The 24,301-nt window shown below is 54.5% G+C and carries 24 protein-coding genes; 16 read left to right on the forward strand and 8 right to left on the reverse strand.

Features of this window, described 5'->3' with window-relative positions; translation table 11 throughout:
- Window positions 1-60 precede the first annotated feature (60 nt).
- Both JJB07_RS05040 and JJB07_RS05045 read left to right on the forward strand, forming a co-directional pair.
- On the forward strand, window positions 61-1,566 hold the full coding sequence (locus tag JJB07_RS05040) for a carboxypeptidase M32 (RefSeq protein WP_201631716.1): 1,506 nt from the start codon (window positions 61-63) through the stop codon (window positions 1,564-1,566).
- Window positions 1,567-1,718: 152 nt separating this feature from the next.
- Entirely contained in the window at window positions 1,719-1,919 is a 201-nt protein-coding gene (locus JJB07_RS05045) for a cold-shock protein (protein WP_201631719.1), read from the forward strand.
- A gap of 113 nt (window positions 1,920-2,032) precedes the next feature.
- On the opposite strand, the gene JJB07_RS05050 is transcribed toward JJB07_RS05045, so the two are convergent.
- Window positions 2,033-3,130 carry an amidase domain-containing protein gene (locus JJB07_RS05050; protein WP_201631721.1) on the reverse strand — a complete coding sequence of 366 codons (1,098 nt, stop codon included), beginning with the start codon at window positions 3,128-3,130 and terminating at the stop codon, window positions 2,033-2,035.
- Window positions 3,131-3,320: 190 nt separating this feature from the next.
- Between JJB07_RS05050 and JJB07_RS05055 the strand changes: the two genes are divergently transcribed.
- Together JJB07_RS05055 and JJB07_RS05060 are read left to right on the forward strand one after the other, a co-directional pair.
- On the forward strand, window positions 3,321-4,874 hold the full coding sequence (locus JJB07_RS05055; RefSeq protein WP_201631724.1) for an MDR family MFS transporter: 1,554 nt from the start codon (window positions 3,321-3,323) through the stop codon (window positions 4,872-4,874).
- On the forward strand, window positions 4,871-5,419 hold the full coding sequence (locus tag JJB07_RS05060; protein WP_201631727.1) for a helix-turn-helix transcriptional regulator: 549 nt from the start codon (window positions 4,871-4,873) through the stop codon (window positions 5,417-5,419). Before JJB07_RS05055 ends, JJB07_RS05060 begins: the two co-directional genes overlap by 4 nt.
- 58 nt (window positions 5,420-5,477) lie before the next feature.
- Here JJB07_RS05060 and JJB07_RS05065 read toward each other — a convergent pair whose 3' ends face one another.
- Window positions 5,478-8,534, reverse strand: a complete 3,057-nt coding sequence (locus tag JJB07_RS05065) for an efflux RND transporter permease subunit (protein ID WP_201631730.1) — start codon at window positions 8,532-8,534, stop codon at window positions 5,478-5,480.
- Between the two features lie 145 nt (window positions 8,535-8,679).
- On the opposite strand from JJB07_RS05065, the gene JJB07_RS05070 reads away from it, so the two are divergent.
- Together JJB07_RS05070 and JJB07_RS05075 are read left to right on the forward strand one after the other, a co-directional pair.
- Entirely contained in the window at window positions 8,680-9,225 is a 546-nt protein-coding gene (locus JJB07_RS05070) for a PadR family transcriptional regulator (RefSeq protein WP_201631733.1), read from the forward strand.
- A 37-nt stretch (window positions 9,226-9,262) separates the two neighbouring features.
- Window positions 9,263-9,916 (forward strand): YjbE family putative metal transport protein, encoded by a 654-nt coding sequence (locus tag JJB07_RS05075; RefSeq protein WP_201631736.1) that lies wholly within the window; start codon window positions 9,263-9,265, stop codon window positions 9,914-9,916.
- On the opposite strand, the gene JJB07_RS05080 is transcribed toward JJB07_RS05075, so the two are convergent.
- Window positions 9,913-10,809: a 4Fe-4S binding protein gene (locus tag JJB07_RS05080; RefSeq protein ID WP_201631739.1), complete on the reverse strand. Its 897-nt coding sequence runs from the start codon at window positions 10,807-10,809 to the stop codon at window positions 9,913-9,915. The two genes, JJB07_RS05075 and JJB07_RS05080, sit on opposite strands and share 4 nt — an antisense overlap.
- A gap of 48 nt (window positions 10,810-10,857) precedes the next feature.
- Between JJB07_RS05080 and JJB07_RS05085 the strand changes: the two genes are divergently transcribed.
- A complete protein-coding gene (locus JJB07_RS05085) occupies window positions 10,858-11,109 on the forward strand; it encodes a DUF1292 domain-containing protein (RefSeq protein WP_201631742.1) in 252 nt (83 codons plus the stop codon).
- 51 nt (window positions 11,110-11,160) lie between these two features.
- On the opposite strand, the gene JJB07_RS05090 is transcribed toward JJB07_RS05085, so the two are convergent.
- The 5 genes from JJB07_RS05090 to rpsF form a co-directional block, all read right to left on the reverse strand.
- Window positions 11,161-11,724 (reverse strand): isoprenylcysteine carboxyl methyltransferase family protein, encoded by a 564-nt coding sequence (locus tag JJB07_RS05090; protein WP_201631745.1) that lies wholly within the window; start codon window positions 11,722-11,724, stop codon window positions 11,161-11,163.
- Complete coding sequence (locus JJB07_RS05095; protein ID WP_201631748.1) at window positions 11,718-12,788, reverse strand: 3-oxoacyl-[acyl-carrier-protein] synthase III C-terminal domain-containing protein; 1,071 nt, start codon at window positions 12,786-12,788, stop codon at window positions 11,718-11,720. The genes JJB07_RS05090 and JJB07_RS05095 overlap by 7 nt, the downstream gene beginning before the upstream one ends.
- A gap of 94 nt (window positions 12,789-12,882) precedes the next feature.
- Window positions 12,883-13,665, reverse strand: a complete 783-nt coding sequence (locus JJB07_RS05100; protein WP_201631751.1) for an MltG/YceG/YrrL family protein — start codon at window positions 13,663-13,665, stop codon at window positions 12,883-12,885.
- A 110-nt stretch (window positions 13,666-13,775) separates the two neighbouring features.
- A complete protein-coding gene (gene rpsR, locus JJB07_RS05105) occupies window positions 13,776-14,054 on the reverse strand; it encodes a 30S ribosomal protein S18 (protein ID WP_201631754.1) in 279 nt (92 codons plus the stop codon).
- A 34-nt stretch (window positions 14,055-14,088) separates the two neighbouring features.
- Window positions 14,089-14,376, reverse strand: coding sequence for a 30S ribosomal protein S6 (gene rpsF / locus JJB07_RS05110; protein WP_038084484.1), 288 nt, complete (start codon window positions 14,374-14,376; stop codon window positions 14,089-14,091).
- Window positions 14,377-14,576: 200 nt separating this feature from the next.
- Between rpsF and JJB07_RS05115 the strand changes: the two genes are divergently transcribed.
- From JJB07_RS05115 to JJB07_RS05155, 9 genes are all read left to right on the forward strand, one after another.
- Window positions 14,577-15,527, forward strand: a complete 951-nt coding sequence (locus JJB07_RS05115) for an isopenicillin N synthase family dioxygenase (RefSeq protein WP_201631757.1) — start codon at window positions 14,577-14,579, stop codon at window positions 15,525-15,527.
- A 449-nt stretch (window positions 15,528-15,976) separates the two neighbouring features.
- Window positions 15,977-17,065: a hypothetical protein gene (locus JJB07_RS05120; protein ID WP_201631760.1), complete on the forward strand. Its 1,089-nt coding sequence runs from the start codon at window positions 15,977-15,979 to the stop codon at window positions 17,063-17,065.
- A gap of 12 nt (window positions 17,066-17,077) precedes the next feature.
- Window positions 17,078-17,728 carry a hypothetical protein gene (locus tag JJB07_RS05125; RefSeq protein ID WP_201631762.1) on the forward strand — a complete coding sequence of 217 codons (651 nt, stop codon included), beginning with the start codon at window positions 17,078-17,080 and terminating at the stop codon, window positions 17,726-17,728.
- An 18-nt stretch (window positions 17,729-17,746) separates the two neighbouring features.
- Entirely contained in the window at window positions 17,747-18,043 is a 297-nt protein-coding gene (locus tag JJB07_RS05130) for a DUF4176 domain-containing protein (protein WP_201631765.1), read from the forward strand.
- 34 nt (window positions 18,044-18,077) lie between these two features.
- Window positions 18,078-18,431, forward strand: a complete 354-nt coding sequence (locus tag JJB07_RS05135; protein WP_201631767.1) for an arsenate reductase family protein — start codon at window positions 18,078-18,080, stop codon at window positions 18,429-18,431.
- 178 nt (window positions 18,432-18,609) lie between these two features.
- Window positions 18,610-19,986 (forward strand): MATE family efflux transporter, encoded by a 1,377-nt coding sequence (locus JJB07_RS05140; protein WP_347338316.1) that lies wholly within the window; start codon window positions 18,610-18,612, stop codon window positions 19,984-19,986.
- Between the two features lie 23 nt (window positions 19,987-20,009).
- Entirely contained in the window at window positions 20,010-21,020 is a 1,011-nt protein-coding gene (locus JJB07_RS05145) for a PucR family transcriptional regulator (protein ID WP_201631769.1), read from the forward strand.
- Between the two features lie 105 nt (window positions 21,021-21,125).
- The gene (locus tag JJB07_RS05150; protein WP_201631770.1) at window positions 21,126-22,235 is read left to right on the forward strand and encodes an ABC transporter ATP-binding protein; all 1,110 of its coding nucleotides are present in this window, start codon (window positions 21,126-21,128) and stop codon (window positions 22,233-22,235) included.
- A 76-nt stretch (window positions 22,236-22,311) separates the two neighbouring features.
- Window positions 22,312-24,249 carry a glycoside hydrolase family 15 protein gene (locus tag JJB07_RS05155; protein WP_201631772.1) on the forward strand — a complete coding sequence of 646 codons (1,938 nt, stop codon included), beginning with the start codon at window positions 22,312-22,314 and terminating at the stop codon, window positions 24,247-24,249.
- The last annotated feature ends 52 nt before the right edge of the window (window positions 24,250-24,301 follow it).

Consider the following 24,301-nt stretch of genomic DNA (forward strand, 5'->3'; position numbering starts at 1 on the left):
CCGGCAGGTAACTGTACATTGAGAGTATTCAAATTTCGTTACATAGATGGAGGAACTTTCATGTCCGCAAACACCGTCGAAAAATTCAACGCGCTCGTCAAGCGCATGAAGCAAATCGAAGAAGCAACCGCCGTCCTGATCTGGGACTTGCGCACAGGCGCTCCGAAAAAAGGCGTTGAGCAACGCTCCGAAGTCATCGGAATGCTCTCCGGTGACGTCTTCAAACTGAGCATCTCCGAAGAGATGGGCCAATACCTGGAAGTCCTGACCCAATCGGACGTCATGGAGTCCCTCGACGAGATCACCCGCGAGTCCGTGCTTGAACGCAAGAAGGAATACGATCGCTCGCTTAAGATCCCGCCGCAGAAGTACCAAGACTACGTCATCCTCACCGCCAAAGCCGAGTACGCATGGCAAGAAGCGAAAGCCAACAACGACTTCGACTCGTTCCGTCCGTACTTGGAAGAGATCGTCGCTACGCTTGGCGAGTTCATCGAACTGTGGGGCTATGGCAAGGACAAGTACGACACGCTGCTCGACCAATACGAGCCGGGCATGACCGTCGCCAAAATCGACGAGATCTTCCTCCCGCTGCGTGAGCGCACCGTCGCTCTCGTCAAACTCATCGCCGACAAGGAACAAGTTCGTCGCGACTTCCTCAACCAAGCCTTCCCGAAAGCAGACCAGCGCGAATTCTGCGAGTTCATCTTGCGCCAACTCGGCTATGATTTCGAAGCGGGTCGCCTCGATGAAAGCTCGCACCCGTTTGCGATCGGCCTCAACCCGGGCGACGTTCGCGTCACCACCCGATTCCGTGCGGACGACATGCAATCTTCGCTGTTTGGCACGATCCACGAGTGCGGTCATGCGATGTACGAACAGAACATCTCCGGCGACCTCGTCAACACCTACCTCGCGACGGGCGCATCGATGGGCATTCATGAATCGCAATCGCGTTTCTGGGAGAACATGATTGGCAGAAGCCTTGAATTCTGGAATCGGTACTACCAAGACCTCACCGAGCGTTTCCCGGAGCAGTTCGCGGGCGTTTCCGTCGAGGAATTCTATCGTGCGATCAACCTCGTCGAGCCGTCTCTGATTCGTGTCGACGCAGACGAATTGACCTACAACCTGCACATCATGATCCGCTACGAGATGGAGAAAGACCTGATCAACGGCGTGATTACCGTCGCCGACCTCCCGCGCATCTGGAATGAGAAAATGGAGGAGTACCTCGGCGTCCGTCCGGACAACGACACCAACGGCGTTCTGCAAGACATCCACTGGGCGGGCGGCGCGTTTGGATACTTCGCGACTTATTCGCTCGGCAACATCTACGCGGCACAATTGGAAGCGGCGATCTCCCGCGAGATCCCGAAATACAAGGAACTCGTCGCAGCGGGCGACCTGACCGAACTCAAAGCGTGGCTGACCGATAAAGTGTATCGTCACGGTAAAGCACTTAAACCGGCAGAGATCATTTACCGCGCTACCGGCGAAGAAATCAACGCGAAATACCTGATCCAATACCTCGAAAGTAAGTACCAATCCATTTACAAAATCTAACAAGTTGTTTGACAAATTGGGGAATCACTGGTATCATGAGAAATGTCTAGCAGACAGCCATTTGCCAATCTTGCTTCAACGGATGCTTGAAACAGAATTGTGAACAAGTGGTAACACCGCGTTCACATAGAACGCGCAGGAGGTATTTGAACATGCAACAAGGTACTGTAAAATGGTTCAACGCTGAAAAAGGCTACGGTTTCATCTCCGTTGAAGGCGGCGAAGACGTCTTCGTACACTACTCCGCAATCCAAGGCGATGGCTTCAAGACCCTCGAAGAAGGCCAAACCGTGAACTTCGATATTGTACAAGGCAACCGTGGCGCTCAAGCTGCGAACGTCACCAAAGCGTAAGCTTAACGCAAACCTTCTAAAGGTCTTCGGGCAACCGAAGACCTTTTTTAATACGCAGTTCATAGAAAAAGGGACGCGATCCTCCGAGGAGGGGTGCGTCCCTTTTTTGCATCTTACGGCCAGGTGTAGAGGTGGGTGAAGCTCATGCCTTGGGAAGAGCCGTAGTTGTAAGGCACGTGGTAGCGGTCGTTGTTGTGGGAGTCGATCAGCGCGTTGGCACCCGCTTGGACGATGATCGTGACATGGTCATACGTGCCGTTCCAATCCCAGTCGTAGTTGACGATGTCGCCGACCATCAGTTGGGAGTAGTCGGTGTAGGCGATGCCGCGCGACGTGTTGCGTGCCCAATCGCGCAGGCCTTGGTTGTTGACCCAGGCGTACGTCCACGCATCGTCTGCGGTGGAGCCGCCGTTGTTGCGGTAGTACCAAGACCCGTCGTCCGGTTGGCCGCCGGCGCGCAGGGATTGCGACACGAAGTTCGCACAGTCGCCGCCGACCGAGTTGAAGTTTTTGTACCCGCTGTTGTAGGAAGACCAATAGGTATCTGCGTAGTTCGCAGCCGCTTGGTGGTTGTACGTCCATGAGTAGAGCGTGTACGGTTGCGAAGTAGCTCCCGGTTGGTTCAAAGACGTCGGTTGGTAAGAGTCGAGCGGGCTTGCTTTCGGTGCAACATAGTCCGGGGACTTGGTAAGGCCCGGGCCTTCGTCATAGGAGTCCGCTTGAATCGACCAGTTGTTGCCGTCGTTGCTCAGGGTCACGTCATGCCAAGTGCCGAACTTCGAGGTGATCTCGCCGTTCGGGCCTTTGGCGACGAGGGTTTCGGTATGGTCGTCGTTGAACGGAATCCAGACGATCTCCATCTCGTCGTACGCTTTGACGGTCGCCGTCTTGCCGTTGACGGTGGTGTCGGCGATGCTCGGCGTGGACTTGATCGAGACGATCTTGCCCGGCCAAGTGGCTTGCAGTTGTTTGCGCAGCCCTTGCACGCGTTGTTGCTCATGCGCTTTCAGCTTCGAAGAAGCAACGTTGTAGTGCATGTCCAACGCATCGCCGGCAATGAAGTTGCTTCCTTGCAAAGCGGCGGAACGATCGACCAGTGTGGCTTTGACCACATCGGCCGGAGACAGACTCGCAGCGGACGCAGAGCCGGCCGTTGCAGCGGTACCCAGAACGGCACCTGCGACGAGCACTGCCAGAAGTGCTTTTTTCATAAACCAGACCTCCCAGTATTTGAGAATCATTTCTAGTATGGGACTATTTTAATTTATAAAAGATAGAATTGTCAATGTGCCGTTTTTACTTAATAACTGACTTTTGGCATATGTTTTTTTCTACTAAAGGTAGTACGATAGACGTAGTTCGATACTCAAATTTGAATAGTAAGATTGGAGGCTTCTTCACATGAGTCAACCGAAAATGCCCAATCGAGGGCTGATCATCTTCGCGATGGCGCTGGGGATGTTCATGGCTTCGTTGGACAACACGATCGTTTCCACGGCGATGCCGACGGTCGTCTCCGAACTCGGGCGGCTGGACATCTTCTCATGGGTCTTCTCCGCGTACTTGCTGACCTCCACCACGTTTATCCCGATCTTCGGTAAGCTCGCAGACCTGTATGGCAAGAAACAATTCTACTTGTTCGGCGTCGCGGTCTTCGTACTCGGCTCCTTGCTCTCCGGCATGGCAGAGTCGATGAACCAACTGATTGCGTTCCGCGCCTTGCAAGGCTTCGGGGCGGCGGCGATGATGCCGATCACGTACGCGATGCTCTACGAATCGTTCCCCAAGGAACAACGGGGCAAGATGCAGGGCATTTTCTCGGCGATCTTCGGTCTCTCCTCCGCGATTGGACCGACGATTGGCGGCTACTTCACAGATTACCTCTCCTGGCACTGGATCTTCTACGTCAACATTCCCATCGGTTTGTTCGCCTTCCTCATCATCCTCGGCCTCTACAAAAACATCAAGGTTCGCGATACCTCCCAAAAAATTGTCATCGACTACCTCGGCTCTTTCACCCTGACCCTTTCCATCTTGTCTCTCATGTACGCATTGGCTTCTGCAGGTCGTCAGTACGAGTGGGGCTCTTGGCAGATCGTCTCGCTGCTGTCCGCAGCCGTCGTTCTGCTCATCGTCTTCCTGTTCGTTGAAAAACGGGCCAAGGACCCGATCATCCCGCTCTACCTGTTCCGCAAAAACGGCGTTGTTTCGTCGAACTTCACGGCGTTCCTCATGGGAGCGGTGTTGCTCGGAGCTTCGTCCTACATTCCGCTGTTCATCCAAGGGGTTATCGGCGGCTCCGCATCCAAAGCGGGCGACTTGGTGACTCCGATGATGTTCGGTCTCATCTTCGGCTCCGGCGCTTGCGGTGCGTTGATGCAACGCATGCCGTACCGTCCGATCCAAATCGGCGCTTCGCTCGTCATGATTGTGGGCGCTTGGATGCTGTCTCAATTGAATGTAGACACGTCGAACTCGTATGTCGTCTACGCGATGATCGTGTTGGGTCTGGGCCTTGGGCCGCTGTTCCCGATTCCGATTGCGATGATGCAAGGTTCGGTAAACGAAGACCAAGTATCGATTGCGTCTTCGCTGATCACCTTCTTCCGCAACATCGGGATGGCGATGGGCATTTCCTTCCTCTCGATCATCGTCAACACCAAACTGTCCAACACGACCGATGCCGCGTTCCAGAACGCAACGCTTCCGCCGCAACAGCTCGCTCTGCTCAAAGACCCGCACTCGATCTTCTCGGAGCAAGGCCGTCAGATGATTCCGGCAGATATCTTCCACAAACTCCAAGTCGCGCTGAGCGACGGAGTCGATCTGGTCTTCTGGGCGTGTCTGTTCATCGCCGTCGGCTGTCTGATCTTGGGCTTCGTTGCGGGGAACCACTCCGAACTGAGCTACCAAAAGCGCAAAGCCGCTAAGCAACAAGGCAGCCAATCGATGTGAGAGAAGGACGAACTCCGGTACCGCTGTTGATCCTCGGCCTGCTATGCTCCGAGGACCTGCACCCCTACGAAGTGGCGCAGATTCTCAAGGAGCGGTCGATGGAGCGGGTGGTCAAGCTCAACATCGGGACGATCTACTACAACTTCGAGATGTTGCTCAAACGGGGCGACATCGCGGTGAAGGAAGTCGTCCATGACAGCCGTCGTCCGGACAAAACCGTCTACCGCATCACCGAGCAAGGACGGGAACGCTTTCAAGAGCTGTTGAAAAAGCAGTTCGAGAATGAAACCACGCAGTACCACCCGCTGTATCCGGCGCTGTTGCTGGCGCGATACGGGGAGGAAGCGGTGATCCGCAAATCCCTGCTCAAACGCCGCAAACAGCTCGCCAAGCAGATGGACCATCTGTCTCAGGAGATGTCCCGCACGGACGACCACGCCCATTGGAGCCTGGTCCACATCTTGAAAAACGGATGGTTGCACTACCAAACGGAGTTGGAATGGCTGGACGCTTTTTTGCAAGAACTGGACGAGAAACGCATCTAACCCGAGGTAGAAAAAAGGACGCCCCCACGCGGGAGGCGTCCTTTTTTTCGTACAGGTGTTACGCTTGAGCTTGTTGGGTTTCTTTCTTGTGTTGACGGCGGAAGAACAGTTCGTACATCACCGGCACGATGACCAAGGTCAGCAGGGTCGCCGTGGTCAAACCGCCGATGACGACGACCGCGAGACCGCGCGAGATCAAGTTGCCTTCTGCCGCGGTGAACGCCAGCGGGAGCAACGCGCAGATCGTGGCAAACGCCGTCATGATGATCGGGCGCAGACGAGTCTTGCCCGCTTCGATCAGCGCTTGGCGAATCGGCATGCCTTCGTCGCGGTTCTGACCCACGCGGTCGACGAGAACGATGGCGTTGGTGACGACGATCCCGATCAGCATCAGCACACCGATCATCGCGGAGATCGAGACCGGCTCGCCCGTCAAGTAGAGACCGATCAGGGCCCCCGTCGGGACGAACAGCAGCGAGGTCAAGATGACGAACGGAATTCGTGCTTGGCCGAATGTGAACAGCATGACGAGGTAGACGAGACCGACCGCGATGCCCATCGCGAGGCCGAGTTGTTGGAACGTCTTCGTCGTTTCGTCAGAGCCGCCGCCCGCCGTCAGCGAGACGCCGTCGGGGAGCTTGACGTTGTTTTTGACGTCATTTTGCACATCGGTGGAGACTTGTTGGACATTGGTTCCTTCGACGGTCGCCGAGACGCGGGCGAAAATTTTGCCGTCGTTTTTCTGAATCGCCGAGACGGTGCTGACTTGCTCAACCGTGGCGATGTCTTTGAGTTTCACGATGCCTTTGGTGCCAAACAGGGTGAGGTCTTCGAGTTCCGACTTCGAGGCGAGCGGTTTGTCGTAGGACAGTTGGACCGAGCGGTCCTGACCGTCGAGTTCCAGCGTGCCGATGGAGACCGGTCGGGTCTGGTCGGCGGTGAGGCCGAGGACCGTGTAGCCGGAAACGCCGGCGGCCGTCGCTTTGTCGTTGTCGATTTTGATGACCCATTGGGTTTGCATCTCTTGCATGTTGGACTTGATGTAGCTGAGTTCCGAGTGTTTCTTGAGTTGATCTTGAACCAACTGGGAGGCTTCAAGCAGTTTGCTTTGGTCGTTGGAGTAGAGGTCGATGTCCACGTTGTTGTTCGACGGCGGACCGCCGGAGGACATCTCTTGGACGGTGATCGTCGCTTTGTCTGACGTTTTGTTGACGATCGCTTTGATGTTCTCGTTGAGCGCTTTGACTTCGGCGGTGGTGTCTGCCGTTTCGTTCAGCGAGATGTAGTATTGGAACGTGTTTTCCTTTTTCAAGCCGGTTTGGAAGTCGCGGGAGCCGATGCCTGCGAAGACGCTTTTGATCGTGTCTTTGCGATCGCGGAGCATTTTTTCCACGTCGAGCGAGACTTCGTTGGTCTTGTCGATGACGGTGGAAGCCGGCAGGGCGACGTTTGCGATGATCGTTTTTTGCTTCTCGTTGGGCAGGAACACGAAACCGAGTTTGCCGGCCAGTGCGAAGGAGCCGAGGAGAAGCGGGATGCAGATGACGAAGACGAGCCATTTTTTGCGAAGCGAGGCTTCGATGACGCGACCGTACCAGGCTTGGAGGGCGCCTTCGCGCTCTTCATGCTTGAGTTTGGAGAACGAGAAGTTCGCCAGCACCGGAGTCAGCGTGATCGAGACGATCAGCGACGCGATCAGAGCGAAGACGATGGTCAGCGCAAACGGCAGGAAAAACTCGCCGGTGATGCCGCCGACGAATCCGAGCGGAAGGAACACAACGATCGTCGTCAGCGTCGACGAGGTGATCGCTTTGAGCATTTCGCTGGTTGCGGCGAGGGTGAGTTGTTTTTTATCGAGAAGTTCCGGGTTGTGCTTGATGCGGCGGAAGATGTTCTCGATGACGACGATGGAGTCGTCGACGACCCGCCCGACCGCGACCGCCATGCCGCCAAGCGTCATGATGTTCAAGGTGATGTTCGCTTGGGCGAGGAAGATCGAGGACACCAAGAGAGACAGCGGAATCGAGAGCACGGCGATGATCGTCGCGCGAATGTTGCGCAGGAACAGCAAGACGGCGAGCGATGCGAACAGGGCTCCGAGGAGTCCTTCACGGATCAGCGAAGAGACCGATTTTTTGATGCCGTCTGCTTGGTCGAATACGATGGAGTAGTCGATTTTGTCGTTGTACTTGTCGAGGACCGTATAGGCCTGATCGACGACGTTGACGGTGTTCGCATCTTGCTTTTTGGTTAATGCAAGCGCGATGGCGTCTTTGTCATTGAAACGCGTGATCTCCGGACGGGAGGTCTGCGTTTGGATGGTGGCGATGTCTTTGAGCAAGACGGGGGCGGGAGCACCTGCGCCCATCGGAGCTGCCGTCGCCGTCGGGACATCGAGTTTCAAATTCTCAAGTTCCGCCATCGTGGCGATTTTTTGATCCACGCGAATCGGGATCAGGATCGAGTCATTGACCACCGACCCGGCCGGCATGGAAAGGAACTTGCCTTTGATCGTCTCTTGAATCTTCGAGAGCATGAGGCCGTGCTTCAAAGCCTCCGCCTTGTTGACTTGAATGTTGACGAGTTGCGTTTCCGTCCCGCCAATCGAAACCGAGTTCACACCCGGAATCTTCTCGAGCTCCGGCTGGATGTCTTCAAGCACAGCTTGTGCATTCTGCCCGTTCTTGGCAAAAACCGCTGCATTGAGCACCGGGAACGAGCCGAACGAGAACCGCTGCACCTCCGGCTCGACCTTCTCCGGCAACTGCGCGTTGCGCATGAGGGTCTCCACCTGTTGCGTGACATCGTCCATTTGGGTCCCGATCGGGAACTCCAATTGAATCAACGCCATCGATTCAAACGATTGCGAGGACATCTTGTCGAGTCCGCTCACAGTCTTCAATTGCTTTTCAAGAACGCTGGTGACTTGCCGCTCCACATCTTCCGGCGAAGCGCCCGGATAGACGGCTGAAATCGACAATTGCGGAAACTCGATGTTCGGCAACAAATCGACCTTGAGCGTCTGGAATGAGAAGAGCCCGCCCACGATCAACAAAAACGAAAGTATGAAGATCGCCACAGGATTCTTCAACGAAATGCGGGTCAAAAAGTTCATGTCTCTGGTTCCACCCTCTCCTGAACTGTAGTACTATGTGTATAGTCACATATCGAAAGGCAACACTATCTTAGCATCCCTGTGACAACACTGCAATCATTTTGTATAATGTTTGTACACGAAATAGATGGAGAGGATTGCCAAGATGGCTCTACGATACGCAGTGCTCGGCTTGCTGTCCAAGGAACCTCTGACAGGCTACGACTTGGCACAAAAGTTCCAAACGAACATCTCTCATTTCTGGAACGCGCACCACACCCAAATCTACCGCGAACTGCAGAAACTGGAGAAAGAAGCGCTCGTCTCCTACCACCTCGTCGAACAACACGACCGCCCGGACAAAAAAGTCTACTCCCTGACCGACGACGGACTTCGCGAACTGCTCGGCTGGATGGCCGAAGCCCCCAAACCGCCCTCCATGAAAAATGAAAACCTGCTTCGCGTCTCCCTGTTCCATCTCATCCCGTCCCAACAGGCGATTCAATACCTCGAAGCCTCACGCGAAAGCCACGTCCAAATTCTCGAAGCAATGAAAAAATGGGGCACCCAACATCTTGGGAGCCCCGAACTTCCGCCCAGCCGCGACCTGATCGGAGAGACCCTGACGCTCGACTTCGGCATGCGCTTCATCCAGACGTGGATTGACTGGTGTGACCAAGCAATCCGCATGTTCCGCTCTCTCCCCGAATAGCGTAGTAGAGGACAAACTCGCAAGGGGGTGGGCGGACGTGCAACAATTGTTTCTTGCCTTGGAAATTTTGCTGGTCTCGGCCATTTTATCGGTGGACAACGCGCTGGTGATCGGCTTGGCGACCCGCCATCTCCCAAGCAATCTGCGTCAGAAGGCGATCTTCTGGGGCACGATGGGAGCGGTCGGCTTGCGTATCGTGTTGTCGCTCGTCGCTGTGATCTTGCTTAGCACACCGTATTTGAAATTGATCGGCGGTCTCTTCCTGCTCTATATTGCATTCAAGATGCTCGGCGACCACCAACAGATGAAAGACATGCGCCGGGGCGGCGGTTTGCTCCACGCGGTGTACGTCATCGTGATCGCCGATTTGGTCGTATCGGTGGACAACGTGCTGGCGATCGTCGGGATTTCCAAGGGCAACATGTGGCTCTTGCTGTTTGGCATCGCCGTCTCGATCCCGTGCATCCTCTGGGGCAGCGGGCTGATTGTCCGCTTGCTCACACGCTACCCGTGGCTGATGTACGCCGGGGTCGCCGTGTTGACCTGGACCGGATGCACGATGATCTTGGAGGAGAAAGTCGTCGCGTCCTTCGTCGAACCGCTGTCGTTGCCGGCCTACAGCTTCCACTTGGTCTCGGTCATTGCGACTTCGCTCGCCGGTTTCTGGACATCGAGACGCATCGCCGCTTAATTGGACAGGGTGACGTTGAACGGCTTGCAAGTTCCCTCATGCTCGGTGCAAACTTCAAATTGCACCGTGACGAGTCGGGCTGTGCGCAACGCGAACGTCACGACCTTCGTCGCACCGGGACCCACTTCGATCGCATCGTGTACGTCGAGGCCGATCGGTTGTGGAGCGTCCGGTGCGAATTTTATTGTGAAGTGCTCCGCGGTCGTTGCGTTGTTGTTGGTCAGGCCGAGGTTGTAGACGTAGGTGATCGTCGAGCCGGTCTCGACACGGGACACTTGCTTGAACGAGACTTCCGACGCAGACGTGGACAACGCCGCGACGGTCATCGCCACAGCGAGGAGGAGGAGCAGCGTTGCAACTCCAATCTTCGCGACCCGCGTTGGGTTGTCCGGCGTGAACAGATGTTGAAGAAAACCATACGGACAGACATTCTGACAAAACTTCGAGCGCAACTTCCACAACAACGACCCTAAAAACAAACACAGCACCACAAAAAACGCCAGCGCCATCGGCGACTGACCGTACAGAATTCCATGCAGAGCCAAGCGCGGTTCATCGAAGTACGAGATCAGCGTAAACGCGATCAACGGCGTCAACACGACGGCAACGGGCTTGTCGAGACGGCGTTTTTCCAGCGCACGCAACGCTTTTGAAACGGTGTTGTGCGGACAGAGCGTCGAGCAGAACAACCGCGCCCGAAACGTAGACAGACCTATGACCAGAAAGACGAGCAGCAAAATCGTCAAGAGCAGCGGCAACGGCTGGTCAAACGACAAGCGCTTCGTCATCCAATAATAGTGTCCACCTTGAATGTCCAATCGAAACAAATTCAGATACGGAACGATGAAAAAAAGTCCAACGATCCACCAACCGATGTTCTTGCGCAAGTTCACGAGTGAGGGTCTCCTTTCCGGGCACTCTATCCGTGGGAGGTGTTGACGATGATACGTGATGTGATCGTGGTACAGGACGCCAAAGGTCAAGAGTTGGAGTACGGGGTGGAAGCGCTCTTGGAAATGAACGACCAAAGTTATGTACTGCTCGTCAACGAGGAAGACACGCTGCTCATGAAGGTCGAAGGAGAAGGCGAGCAACAAGAACTCGTCGGCATCCCGGAACCGTATGTGCTGGAATCCTTGCTCGATGCCTACTCCATCGCCGTCGAAGCGGCCCCGGCAGAGGGCGAAGAGTAACCTCCGAAAAAAGAAGCCGTTCGGTGCCGCGCGCACCGGGCGGCTTTTTTTTCAACGCTTGCCAAACGGGTGAAAGCGCGGGAGGTTGCCCATCTGTTCGCCGTATGCGGTGACTTCCGCCAAGGCGCGTTCTTCGGCTTGGATGCGTACCCGCAGAACGATTGCGTTCAAGAGCGAGAACACCAGCGCGGTGATCGGTGCTCCAAACGCGAGCGGCAGCGTGAGCAATTCGACGGCGACCACCGTGTAGTTCGGGTGTTTCATGAATCGGTAGGGACCGCGCCGCACCGGTTCACTGCCGGGCAGGACGAAGATCCGCGTGTTCCAGAACTTCCCGAGCGAACTCAGAATCCACACGCGCAACACTTGGGCGAGGAGGAACAGAGAGAACGGCAAGAGGTACGGCGGTTGGTCCAGCCGCTCTCGTTCCAACACCTCTGCGACCAGGGAGACAAAAAACGTCGCATGCAACAGCACGATCCATCGGTAATGTTCAGCGCCCACTTCAAATCCACCAATCGCCCGCATGTAATGCGCGTTGCGGCGGGCGACGGCGAGTTCGAGGAAACGCTCGGCGAGGACGAAGGAGAAGATCAACAGAAACCAAGTCACCATTGGAGAACCACCTGCTCACAGGAGAAGCCGGGGCCAAGAGAGAGAACGAGGCCGTGCTCTCCGGGTTGATGGGAATCTTGCAGTTCTTGAGCGAGCACGAACAGGACGGTGCACGACGACATGTTGCCGTGCGTGCGCAAGATGTCGCGCGAGTGGCGGAGCATCTCGTCCGGCAATTGCAGTGCTTCTTGGTACGCTTGCAAAACTTTCATGCCGCCGGGGTGCGCGATGAACCTCGTGAGGTCTGCGCGGCCGAGCCCCTTTTCGTGAAGGAACGTCTCGATCTGTGGGCGAATTTTCGATTCGACGATCGAGGGGATGTCTTTGGAAAAAATCACTTTCAGACCTTCCTCTTGCACATCCCAGCCCATAATGTCCATCGTGTCGGGCCAGATCGTCGAGTGCGAGCCGAGCACGCGGGGCGCACCCTCCGTGAGGGCAGGGTGTTTTTTGGCTGCTTCGTCACCGAGGAGCAGGACGGCGGCACAACCGTCGGCGAACAGGGAAGTGGCGATGAGGTTGCTTTTCGAACGGTCGCCGTGCAGGAACGTCAACCCGCACAGTTCGAGGGCGCAGACCAGCACTTTTTCTTGCGGATGTGCGAGGGCGAAATCGTAGCCGCGGGCGATACCTGCCGTGCCGCCTGCACAACCAAGACCCCAAATCGGTGTACGCTTGAGGTTGGGACGCAACCCGAGTGCGTTGAAGAGGTGAGCGTCGAGACTTGGAGTTGCGAGACCGGTGGAGGAGACGAACACGAGATGGTCGATGTCCTCCGGGGCGAGGTTGGCGTTTTGCAGACATTGGGAGATGGCGCTCTCGGCGAGTTGGACGGCGTGGGTGATGTAGAGTGCGTTTTTGTCAGCGAAGGAGTGCGGATGTTCGAACCACTCCATCGGTGTGGCAAAGTGGCGACGTTCGATCTGAGCCGATTCAAAGACGGCAAGCAAGCGGTCGATATCGCGAAACGCATCGCCAAACAAGCGGCGGGCGAACTCCCGGCATTGGTCTTGGGTGATGAGATGTTCAGGAACAGCGGTTCCGATTCCGGCGATGACTGGCACGGGGAAATCCTCTCCTCAATTTTCCAGTTGTTGAGGGTAGTATGCAAAAAACCCACCGATTGTATGTACCGGCGGGTTTTCTTTGAAAGGAGTCCTAGTTCTGGAGCACGGTGAAGAGCTCCTCTTGCGACATCCCTTTTTTGAACGTATACGATTTGGGTTTGATCTGCGTATCGATCCCGCGCTCTGTCAGCGCTTGACCGAATGCCGCCTCATCGGTGATCAGACCTTTTTCCTTCAAGAAACCCGTCAACTCACTCAACGGAGCTCCGTCTTGCAACGTGAATTCAAGCGTCTCCTGAGTTGCCGGAGTTTTGGCATCCTTGGTTGCGGTCGTCCCGGCCGTCGAAGTTGCATCGGTCGGATTCCCGCCCTGTACATTCTCTTCATACTGCTGTTCCGTCATCACCACATAGCCTTTCGCTTTGGCTTCCGCTACGAGGTCCCCCGACCCGAAGCCCCAAAAAGCCAGCGTGACGAGTACGGTCACGACCGAGCCGAGCACGCCTCCAAACAGCAGACGATTCCACTCGCGGAACCGGGTTTGCACCGCGTCGATATGGTGCAATTGCCACTCCTCTCGGTAGTAGGCAAACGTCATCACACAGGCGACTTTCTTCACACGAAAGCGCACCGTGAACAAGCTCTGCCCCATCGGGGTCTGTCCGGAACGGATCACTTTTCCATTCACGGCACCCTCGATCAGCAGACGTTCCAATTCCAGATCGTCATCCGGCAATTCCTGAATCCCTTCGCGCAAAAACGCAACCTGCTTGTCCGAAAATAACCCCATCGGCAGGTCCGGGCATCCGAGGTCTTGCATGGCGGTTCGCAACGGTTTGCCAACCGTGTCTTTCAACAAGTCGATGGTTGTCATCTCTTCATCCCCCCAACTACACAATACGACAGAGAGCGACATGTTCTGTGGGTACATCTCTATAAAAAAAGGAAGTGACCCGAAAGCCACTTCCTTTTTCAACGCACATCTTAGACTTCGGTGGTGTACGGCATCAGTGCGACGACGCGGGAGTTCTTGATCGCGACGGTCACAGCGCGCTGGTGAGCTGCGCAGTTGCCGGTGATGCGGCGCGGCAGAATTTTGCCACGCTCGGAAACGTAACGGCCGAGACGACCGATGTCTTTGTAGTCAATGTGGTTCACTTTGTCTACGCAGAAGTTGCAGACTTTGCGGCGCTTGCCGCGACGCTTTTTGTTAAAACCGCCGCGCGGTTCACGATGTTCACGTTGTTCACGTTGTTCAGCCATGATTCGTTCCTCCTCGTTGGTTCGGAATTTGGGATTACTGTTCTTTGACGGTGGTCAGGTAGCGAAGCACGTTTTCGTCGATCTTGAGCAGGCGCTCAAGTTCAGCCGGAGTCGTGGTGTTCGCTTCGAAGTTCAGCAAAGCGTAGAACCCTTCACGGTTCTTGTTGATCTCGTATGCGAGACGACGCTTACCAAGCTTCGTGGTCGGAAGAACAGTGCCGCCTTCCTTCGCAACGACGCCTTCGTATTTCTCGATCGCTGCATCGCGAGCAGCTTCTTCGAGGTCCGCTTTCAGGACCAGCATAGTTTCATAGGCTCTCATCGTTAGCCCTCCTTTTGGACTTTGGCCCCGTATAGGAGCAAGGTAAAAACACAAAACCTAGTATATCAACGATCTCGCAATAGTGCAAGTCCCCATTTTCTGAAGAGGTCAGTTGTCAGACCTCTTACCCTCGTGTTACATTATATAAGGAAATAATACCTGTTCGAAAATCGTAAGCGCTTACATCTAAGGAGGCCGCCATGAGCAAGACGACGATCCGTACCTTGAATTTGAAGAATTTCACCCATGGTAACAGTGAAGAACGTGCCCGCTTTGCAGAGGAGTTTACTGCCGGTCTGATGGACTGCGGCTTTATCATCCTCGAAGGCCACGGGATCGACCCGAACCTGATTGGCAAGAATTACACCAACATCGAAGCACTCTTCGGTCAAGATCTGGAAACCAAGAGCAAGTACGGCAACATCTCCGGCGGCCAGCGCGGATACACCGGATTTGGCAAAGAACATGCGAAGAACCGCAAAGTCGGCGACCTCAAGGAATTCTGGCACGTCGGACAAGAGTTGCCGAAGGGCCATGCACTCTATGAAGACTATCCGGAGAACGTCTGGCCGGAGCAGATCCCGACCTTCCGCAAAGACTCGCTGTCGTTCTACCGTGAATTGGAGCGCGTCGCACGCAACATGCTGGAAGCGCTGGCGATTCAATTCGATCTGCGCCAAAACTTCTTCTCCGACATGATTCACGAAGGCAACTCCGTGCTGCGTATGATCCACTACCCGGCGCTTGAGCCGCACATGGACCCGGAAGCCGTTCGTGCCGCCGAGCATGAAGACATCAACTTGATCACCCTGCTCTGCTCTGCGACCGCATCCGGTCTGGAACTGCTGACCCGCGACGGCGAATGGTTGCCGATTGAAGCAGAGGAAAACCAAATCATCGTCGATGCAGGGGACATGCTCTCCCGCATCACCAACGAAGTCATCCCGGCGACCACGCACCGCGTTGTCAACCCGAAAGGCGAGAACACCTCTCGCTACTCGATGCCGTTCTTCGTCCATCCGTACTCTTCCTGTGTGCTCGACGTCATCCCGTCCTGCGTCACCGAAGAAAACCCGCAAAAATACCCGGCCATCACCGCAGGCGACTTCCTGTACCAACGCCTCGTGGAAATCGGCCTGATCAAAAAGTAGTTTTATATAGAAGAAACAAAAAAACCACGCCCCCTTCGTCATGAGGAGGGGCGTGGTTTTTTGCGTATTTTGGTGCTATTTGTATTGTTTCAAGGATTGGCGAAGGGTTTGCTCACAGATGCGGTTTTGGATGAAAGCCAGGATGAGTTCGTTTTTGGATTCGTGTTTTTTCATAAGGGCAACACTCCTCGTTTGTTCTTCTTGGTAGCAGTCTATGCCCATTTTTGCTAGATTATACGTACAGAATTCGGACGGGAGTGTCAAAATGGGTCGGTGTCGCAAAGTTCAATGAGTTCCTAGGATGGTAAAATTTTGATATACTCTTTCTATAAAAGTGCTTAGTTTGGGGGGCGAGGGTAATATCACGTATTTCGGATACCTATGCGATTCGGAATGGGGCTTGGCAGTTTGGGAGTGCCTCACAAGATTTCGCATCGAAAGTGTCGCGGTTGAAAGGTCTGCAGGCACAGACGTTAGAGGGTGCCTTCGCTTGGAAGGGAAGTGCAGCCCTAAAGTTTGCCGCCGTTTCTGATCTGATGTATGAGGACCTCCGCACGGCAGGGACGATTTTTGAACGGATCGCGGGGACGTTGAATACATTGGCGGCGCAGTTGGATCAAGTCAACCATTTGATTCAACAGTCGGAGAGTCTGCAGGGGGAGATCAATCACTTGCATCACTGCATCAACAGTACCGACGACCCGAACCAAAAAGCGTCGTACCGCAGTGAACTGCAATACTATCTTAACCGACGAGCCGCACTCATCGCCGAATCGGAAGAGATTGAACGACGAGCCAACAAAAGTGCCGAAGATGACTTCGCTGATCTTGGAAATATGGTGGAGAACTTGCATTGCTTTCGATCATATGACGGACATATTGTCATTGATCCTGAAGCTCCAATCACTGGGCTTTCAAAAGGGATTGGTAATGCAGGTGCTATTTTAGATGGGGAAAAAAGCATTACAAATGGATTGAATGGCTTTGGCGTATATCGAGTTCGTAGTGCTTCCAGGGACTATATCCTTGTGAAAAACGGTCACTTGGAAGGGATTCAAGGAACTCGTTACTACCTTTCAAATGCTCAGAACTATCCCCAAGTTATGAAATTCGCTGATCCTAAAGTAGCAACAGTTGAAGCCATGAAAGATCTAAAAGGATGGGGAACTCGTCTCGGATATCTCAGTATTGCATACGAAACGGGAGACCATTTGATAGAAAATATTCAAGAGGGAAAAAGTACAAGCCATATCGTTGCAGAAGCTACTGTGGATGTTGCGGTCGGTACTGTTTCCATGGCAACGGCCACTTACACGGGGGCGGTAGTCGGCACGATGATTGGAGGCCCACTTGGTACGATCGTGGGAGCGGCTGTGGGTGGAATTACAGGGTATTTGCTCTCTCAAGTAACGGACGGCACCTATGTGGAGGGCAAGTCAATCGGTGATCACTTGAAAGACTCTTTGGAAGAGGGAATTGATGCTGTAGGAAATCTAACAAAATGCGGGTGGGATGCTACTTGCCATGTGTTCGACTGAGGAGGGGTATGATTGAACGGGAAGATTCGATCTGATGACTTTATAGCATTTTTGAACTGGTCTGTTCCGCTTTCCTCTTTGCGAAGAAGCGTGCTGTTTCTCTTGGTTTTGTTTGTCGATATTTTCATGTTGTTGCCAATCTATATGGACCCATATGTAGAAATCTACCGAAACATTTTGCTGCCCCCGATCGCTATCATACATCTCTATGCCTTCTGGATCGTGGTTTCTCCTATCAAGCGCCAGATTGCCTCACGAATGTACATCGGTGTATTTGCCTCCTTTGTATCACTGGGGTATCTCGTATTAATTCAGAAGTTTCTCTACTCAATGGCGGGTCTTCGTTCACCACTCTACGCTATTGGAGTTGTACTGGGAGCTGCGATAGCTTTGATTGGGATGATACGCTACCTCGTTGGCAAGGTAGAAAACGAAACGTTTTTCTCCGGTAAAAATAAAGGAATGTCTGTCATTTCTCTTGCCAGCTCGTTGGGCGTGGTACTTGGTCATGTAACGCTGGGGATTTATCGCTCGCAGGTCGCTTATATGTGGGCGGCTGCTTTTTACGGGTTGAGTATTGCCATGATGTTTCTCGCGGTCGTCATGATCTATCGCTACATTCTAATCCGGCGACACCCGGAGTTGTTCATCCCTGAAAAATAATGCAAAGGAGTTAGCCTCATGACTCAACAAGTAGAAACCGATTACCTTCCGCTTGGAACCATCGTTCGGTTGCACAAAGGCACAAAGCGACTGATGATCTACGGACGTTGTCTACAAAAAGAAGAAACACATGAAGAATTCGACTACGTAGGGGTACCCTACCCGGAAGGTTACCTCAACCCTGAGAAAACCTTCGTCTTCAACCACTCCGCGATCGAAGAGGTCATCCACCTCGGTTTCGTAGACGAAGAAGAAGTGATCGCTCAAGAAATGTTCCAACGTCACCGCAAACTCATCATTGAAGTGGAAGCGTAAGTAGTCGAGTAAGATTCCCAAGGAGGCCCCACCCATGATCGAAGTTATCTATCACCCGACCTGCAGCAAGAGCAAGAAAACTCGCGAGATTTTTGCGAATACGGAAACGGTGGAGCGCAACTTGGAAGAAAACATGCTCTCCGCCGACGAAATCCTCGACATCGCCCGCACTCTGGGGCTGAAAGTTCAGGACTTGCTCCGCCCGAACTCTCCGGTCTACCAAGAGCGCCATGAGGAACTCTACGCCATGGACGAGCAAGCCCTGGCAGAACTGATCGCGACAGAACCGACGCTGGTCAAACGTCCGATTGTGAAAACCGGCAACGAACTGATCGTCGGACTCAATGAGGAAAAATTTGCGGCATTGACCCAAACACCTCGCGCATAAGATCATAGAATTGTATACGAAAACGTCGAAAAGTCACCGCAAGGTGGCTTTTTTGTTCGACATATTTCCGGGGAAATAGAGAATTGAGATACCCGATGTGACAAATTCCGTGTATACTGGGGTTGCCTTTATTTTGGACGTGGAAAGGTTGAGATCGTTGACGAAAGCGAGGGAAACGGTGCGTAAGTTCTCGTTATTTGCGCTAACTTGGCCGATTTTTATCGAAATAACACTGCAGATGTTGATGGGCAACGCCGATACGCTGATGCTCAGTCACTACTCAGATGATGCAGTCGCTGCCGTCGGGGTCGCCAACCAGTTGTTGGGGATCGTCATTGTTTTGTATGGTTTTGTCGCGATGGGGTCGGGGATTGTCGTCTCGCAGTTTCTAGGAGCCAAGGAACCGAAAAAAGCGTCGGAAGTCGCCGTCGTCGCCATCGCCGTCAACTTGATATTTGGTGTGTTTTTGAGTGCGGTCCTGTTCCTGTTTGGGGATACGTTCATGCGCTGGATGGGCCTGCCGCCGGAGTTGAACGACTTCGCGATGCAGTTCACGCATATCGTCGGCGGGTTTTCGTTTATCGGGGCCGTGATGATGACCATCGGGTCGATCATTCGCAGCCACGGTTTTACACGCGATGCGATGTATGTGACCATCGGGATGAACATCTTGAATGTGGTCGGGAACTACTTCATGTTGTTCGGCCCGTTCGATCTGCCGGTTCTGGGCGTTACCGGGGTTTCGATCTCAACAACGGTTGCGCGTACGGTCGGGTTGGTCGCCATCGCGATTTTGTTGTATAAGCGTGTCAACGGCGACTTGCCGTTTAGATCTCTGTTCAATTTCCCTCGCTATGCGCTCGCCAGCATCTTGCGCATCGGCATTCCGGCGGCGGGGGAGAACTTGTCGTACAACGCGTCGCAGGTTTTGATCACGTTCTTCATCTCGTCGCTTGGCACAGCAGCCTTGACGACGAAGGTGTACACGCAGAACATCATGATGTTTGTCTTTCTGTTCGCCATTGCCGTCGGGCAAGCAACGCAGATTATGGTCGGGCATTACGTCGGAGCCGGGCAGAAGGAAGACGCCTACCGCGCTTGTCTGCGCAGTTTGAAGCTGTCGATCGTCGTCGCGATTGTGATGGCGGCAATCTTCTCCCTCTTCCGTCACCAGTTGATGGGTTTGTTCACCACCGACTCATCGATCATCGAATTGGGTTCGAAACTGATCCTCATGACGTTGATCATCGAACCCGGTCGGACGTTCAACCTCGTCATCATCGCGTCTCTTCGTGCGGCGGGGGATGCGAAGTTCCCTGTGTACATGGGCATTCTGTCGATGTGGGGCATTTCCGCCGGGTTGTCCTACTTGCTCGGGATTCACTACGGGATGGGGCTGCTCGGCATGTGGATTGCGTTTGCAGCCGACGAATGGTTCCGCGGTCTGTTCATGCTCTGGCGCTGGCGGACTCGCAAATGGGAGCAGATGAGTTTCGTGCCTTCCTCTTCAGAGAAATCGCATGAGAAAATAGAAGCAGCCGTAACGCAGGCATAAGCGTTTTGATCGGAGGTTTGCAGATGATCGACAACAAAAGGTTGGCGGAAATCTTACTTCCATACGGCACGGTGCAAGCAGGTCATTCCCCGTTGGGGGAATGGCCTGTTCGTCGTTCCGGGCAATGGCAAATCCCGCTGGATGAGCAGTCCGTCCTGCTCGTCCCGGAAGCAAGTCTCCCTCCTACTGTTGGAGACTTGCTTGAGTTGCTGGTAGACAAGCAGGGCGGAGAGCGGGAACACGTGCAACGCTGGTTGGCGGGCACGGACGATCTCGACGCCTCAACCCTCGCTTCGCTTCTTGAAAAAATGGGCTGGCCGACATCCGTCGGAGCCCATGTCATCGCCATCGAGCGCGACTCTGGAACTCATGAACAGGGCGAGTTGGTTGACGCGGTCGAGATGTTACGTGAACTCGTGAGCGTCGAGGAGTGCGTGATTGCGACAGATGGCAAGAATAGAATCTACCTCTTGGTGCCGAACCATTTGCGAAATCACCGACATGTGCAGGCGGCGACAGAGTCGCAGTCCTCACCGGAGCGTGAGGAGGGCGTTTTTTCAGAGGAGCTTTCGGGATGGTTGGATACGCTGGGGGCTGAGCTGTTTTCGTTGTTCCGCGCCGGGTTTTCTGCACCCGTTTCAAATGGGACGAGCTTGCCGGATGCACGGCGACAAGCGACGTTTGCGCTTGAAGCCGGACGTCTCTATCAAAGCAAAGAGCGGGTACACGACTTCCGACGCCTCGGACTTTCGCGGTTGTTTCACGGGTTGTCGGCAGAAATTCAAGCGCAGTTTCTGCAGGAAGTCATGCCTGACGAAGTCTTCACGATGCTTTCTCCTGAGCTTCGCGAGACGGTCTTCGCATTTCTCGAACACGGACAGCAGGCGGCGGAAACGGCCCGTTCGCTATACATACACCGCAACACGTTGCAATACCGGCTCGACCGCATCGCAGAGCTGACCGGCTTTGACGTTCGGAAACCGCTGCAGGCGTGGACGCTTTGGGTCGCGCTGACACTGCGTCGGGCAACTTGAACAAAAGGAACGAGCAGGTTTTGTTGAACGTGCCCAATAGTAGGAAGAACCTGTACAAGATACACTAGAAGTATCAAATACATGGCTCAAGGAGTGAACTCCCTCATGGCACGCGTAGAACTCAAACACGTATATAAGCGCTACACCGGCGACGTCGTCGCGGTCAAAGACTTCCACCTCGATATCGAAGACAAGGAATTCGTCGTCATGGTCGGCCCGTCCGGTTGCGGGAAATCGACCACCCTCCGCATGATCGCAGGTCTGGAGGAAATCTCCGACGGCGAACTGTGGATTGGCGACCGCGTCGTCAACGACGTTCACCCGAAGGACCGCGACATCGCGATGGTTTTCCAAAACTACGCGCTGTACCCGCACATGAACATCTACGACAACATGGCGTTCGGTCTGAAACTGCGCAAAATCGACAAAAAGGAAATCGACCGTCGCGTTCGTGAAGCGGCGAAGATCCTCGACATCGAGCATCTGCTCGACCGCAAACCGAAGGCGCTCTCCGGCGGTCAACGCCAGCGTGTCGCTCTCGGCCGTGCCATCGTCCGCGAACCGCAAGTCTTCCTCATGGACGAACCGCTCTCCAACTTGGATGCGAAACTTCGCGTGCAAATGCGCGCAGAGATCGCGAAACTGCACCAACGTCTGCAAACCACCGTCATCTACGTTACCCATGACCAAACCGAAGCGATGACGATGGGCGACCGCATCGTCGTCATGAAGGACGGGATCATCCAACAAGTCGGCACGCCGCAAGAAATCTACAACCACCCGAACAACATCTTCGTCGCATCTTTCATCGGCTCTCCGTCGATGAACTTCGTCCGCGGCGAACTTTCCGAAGAGGGCGGCGCTCTGTTCTTCCGTGCACCGGGCCTCAACGTGAAACTTCCGGAAGGTCGCAACGCGATCTTGCGTGAAGCGGGTGTCGTCGGCAAGTCGGTCGTGCTCGGCATTCGTCCGGAGCACATCCACGACGAGCCGGTGTTCTTGGAAACCTTCCCGGATTCCAAAGTCGATGCAAGTGTCGAAGTGGTTGAGAACTTGGGTTCCGAATCATACGTCTACCTGCAAGTCGCGGGCCAATCGGTCGTCGCACGCGTAGCAGCTCGCTCCGAAGTCAAGCCGGGCATGAACTTCACCCTCGCGCTCGACATCGACAAAATCCACATCTTCAACGCTGAAACCGAGCAGACGATTTTCTAATCGCACACTCAGAGTCACTCCCCCTTGACGGAGGGGTGACTCTTTTTCATGCAAAGCCCAACAAAGGGAGATGACCATGACTGATATTCAACCGAAACCGTATTTGATCGACTCTGTTATCGGCAACGGACGCATCCTCGCGTGCTTGACTTCCACGGGGGAACTGGTTCGTGCGTTCTGGCCGACCATCGACTATGCCCAACATATCAACAAAACGCAAGCCGTACTCCGTCTCAATGGCGCTTCCGACCTGCATACTTTGAACGGGGATTCGTTCCAGCACGAGCAACGCTACGTGCAGGACACCAATGTGGTCGAGACGACCTACAACTCGGCGCCACTGCCGCTTGGAGTCGTTTCTTATGATTTCGTTGCAACAGACCTCGACGTGATCGTTCGCCAGTACCTCGTCACCAACAACGGAAGTGATGCGTTGGAAGTCGATTTGGTGTACATCACCGACTTTCATATGGAAGAGAGCCCGATTTACCAATCGGTACTTTATGACAACCAAACGCATGCGATCGGTCATTACCGCCGCAAGTATTGGGCGCTGATCGGCGGGGCGGACCGTCCGTTTGGGTTCCAAGTGGGCAATGTGGCTCACAATTTGCAGACGCGTCGTTTGAACGGGTACGGCGGAGCTTCGACTGCGCTTGGTTCGGACGGTGCGCAAGTGTTCACGGCGACGGTACAACCGGGAGAAACGGTTGAATTCCCGATCTTCATCGCCTTTGGACACAACCGTGACGAAGCGAGTGCTGCGCTGACCTCCGCTCGTGAAATCGGTGCAAACGCTCTGCGTCAACAATCTGAGCAAGCGGCGCAGGACTTCCTCGCTCGCGGACGTCAGATTTCAACAGGCATCGAGGGCGTCGATCTCATGTACCGCCGCTCGTTGTTGGTCTTCTCGCTGATGGCAGACTCTGTCTACGGCGGTTTGATTGCGGCACCGGAATTTGATCCGTTCTATACCCGTTGCGGAGGCTATGGCTATTGCTGGGGCCGCGATGCGGGCTATATCACAACGGCGATCGACATGGCGGGCTACCACGACATCGGCCGCAAGTTCTACGAATGGGCGATGAAAGCTCAAGACCCGGACGGTTCATGGGACCACCGCCATTATATGAATGGAGACCTCGCACCGGCTTGGGGCTACCAAGCGGACGAGCCGGCTTCGATTCTCTGGGGCATGTGGCAACACTTCCTGATCACCGGCGACGAAGAGTTCCTTCGCATTTGCTACCATTCGATGGAACGCGGTGCCGACCATCTGCTGTCCACGCTTGCAGACAACGGCATGCCGAAACCGAGCATGGACCTCTGGGAAGAACGCTTCGCTCAACACACGTACTCTTCGGCTGCCGTATCCGCTTCGCTGTTTGCTGTCTCCGAAGCTGCCAAACACCTCGGACACGAGGAAAAAGCGGCACAGTACGCGACGGCCGCAGAATCGATTCGCGGCGAAGTCGAGAAGTTGTTCAACGAAGACAAACAAAGCTGGTACCGCGGGATCAACCTGTTCGTTCAACCGCAAGTCTACAACGAACGCAAAGAAGCGGGCGATGGCGTTCACATCGTGCAGGATGAGCATGGGTACGACCGGTTCGTAGCAGACTATGATACAATTGTAGATGCTTCCTTGCTCGGTATGTCTTACCCGTTTGCGTTGTTTGATGCAGAGCATCCGTCTGTGACGGCGACGGCGCAAGCTGTTCGTGAACTCTGCACGCAAAAGGGCGTCGGCGGCATCCGTCGATACGAAGACGACCACTATGCAGGCGGCAACCCGTGGGTGCTCTGCTCCCTGTGGTTGGCTCTGGATGCAAACCGTCGCAACGACGCTGCAACGGTGACGGAAGTGCTCGAATGGGTGCTCGACAACCAGACGACGACCGGCCTCTTGCCGGAGCAAGTTGACAAAAATCACGGCGGCCCGGGTTGGGTCGTGCCGCTGACTTGGTCGCATGCGATGTACGTGCTGACGGTGTTGGAGCATTTCGGGAAGTAAGAAACAACGCCACATGGACGAAGAACCCATGTGGCGTCTTTTACATAGGGAG

Origin of the sequence: Tumebacillus amylolyticus, assembly GCF_016722965.1 — a bacterium.
In the GTDB taxonomy this organism is placed as follows: Bacteria; Bacillota; Bacilli; order Tumebacillales; family Tumebacillaceae; genus Tumebacillus; species Tumebacillus amylolyticus.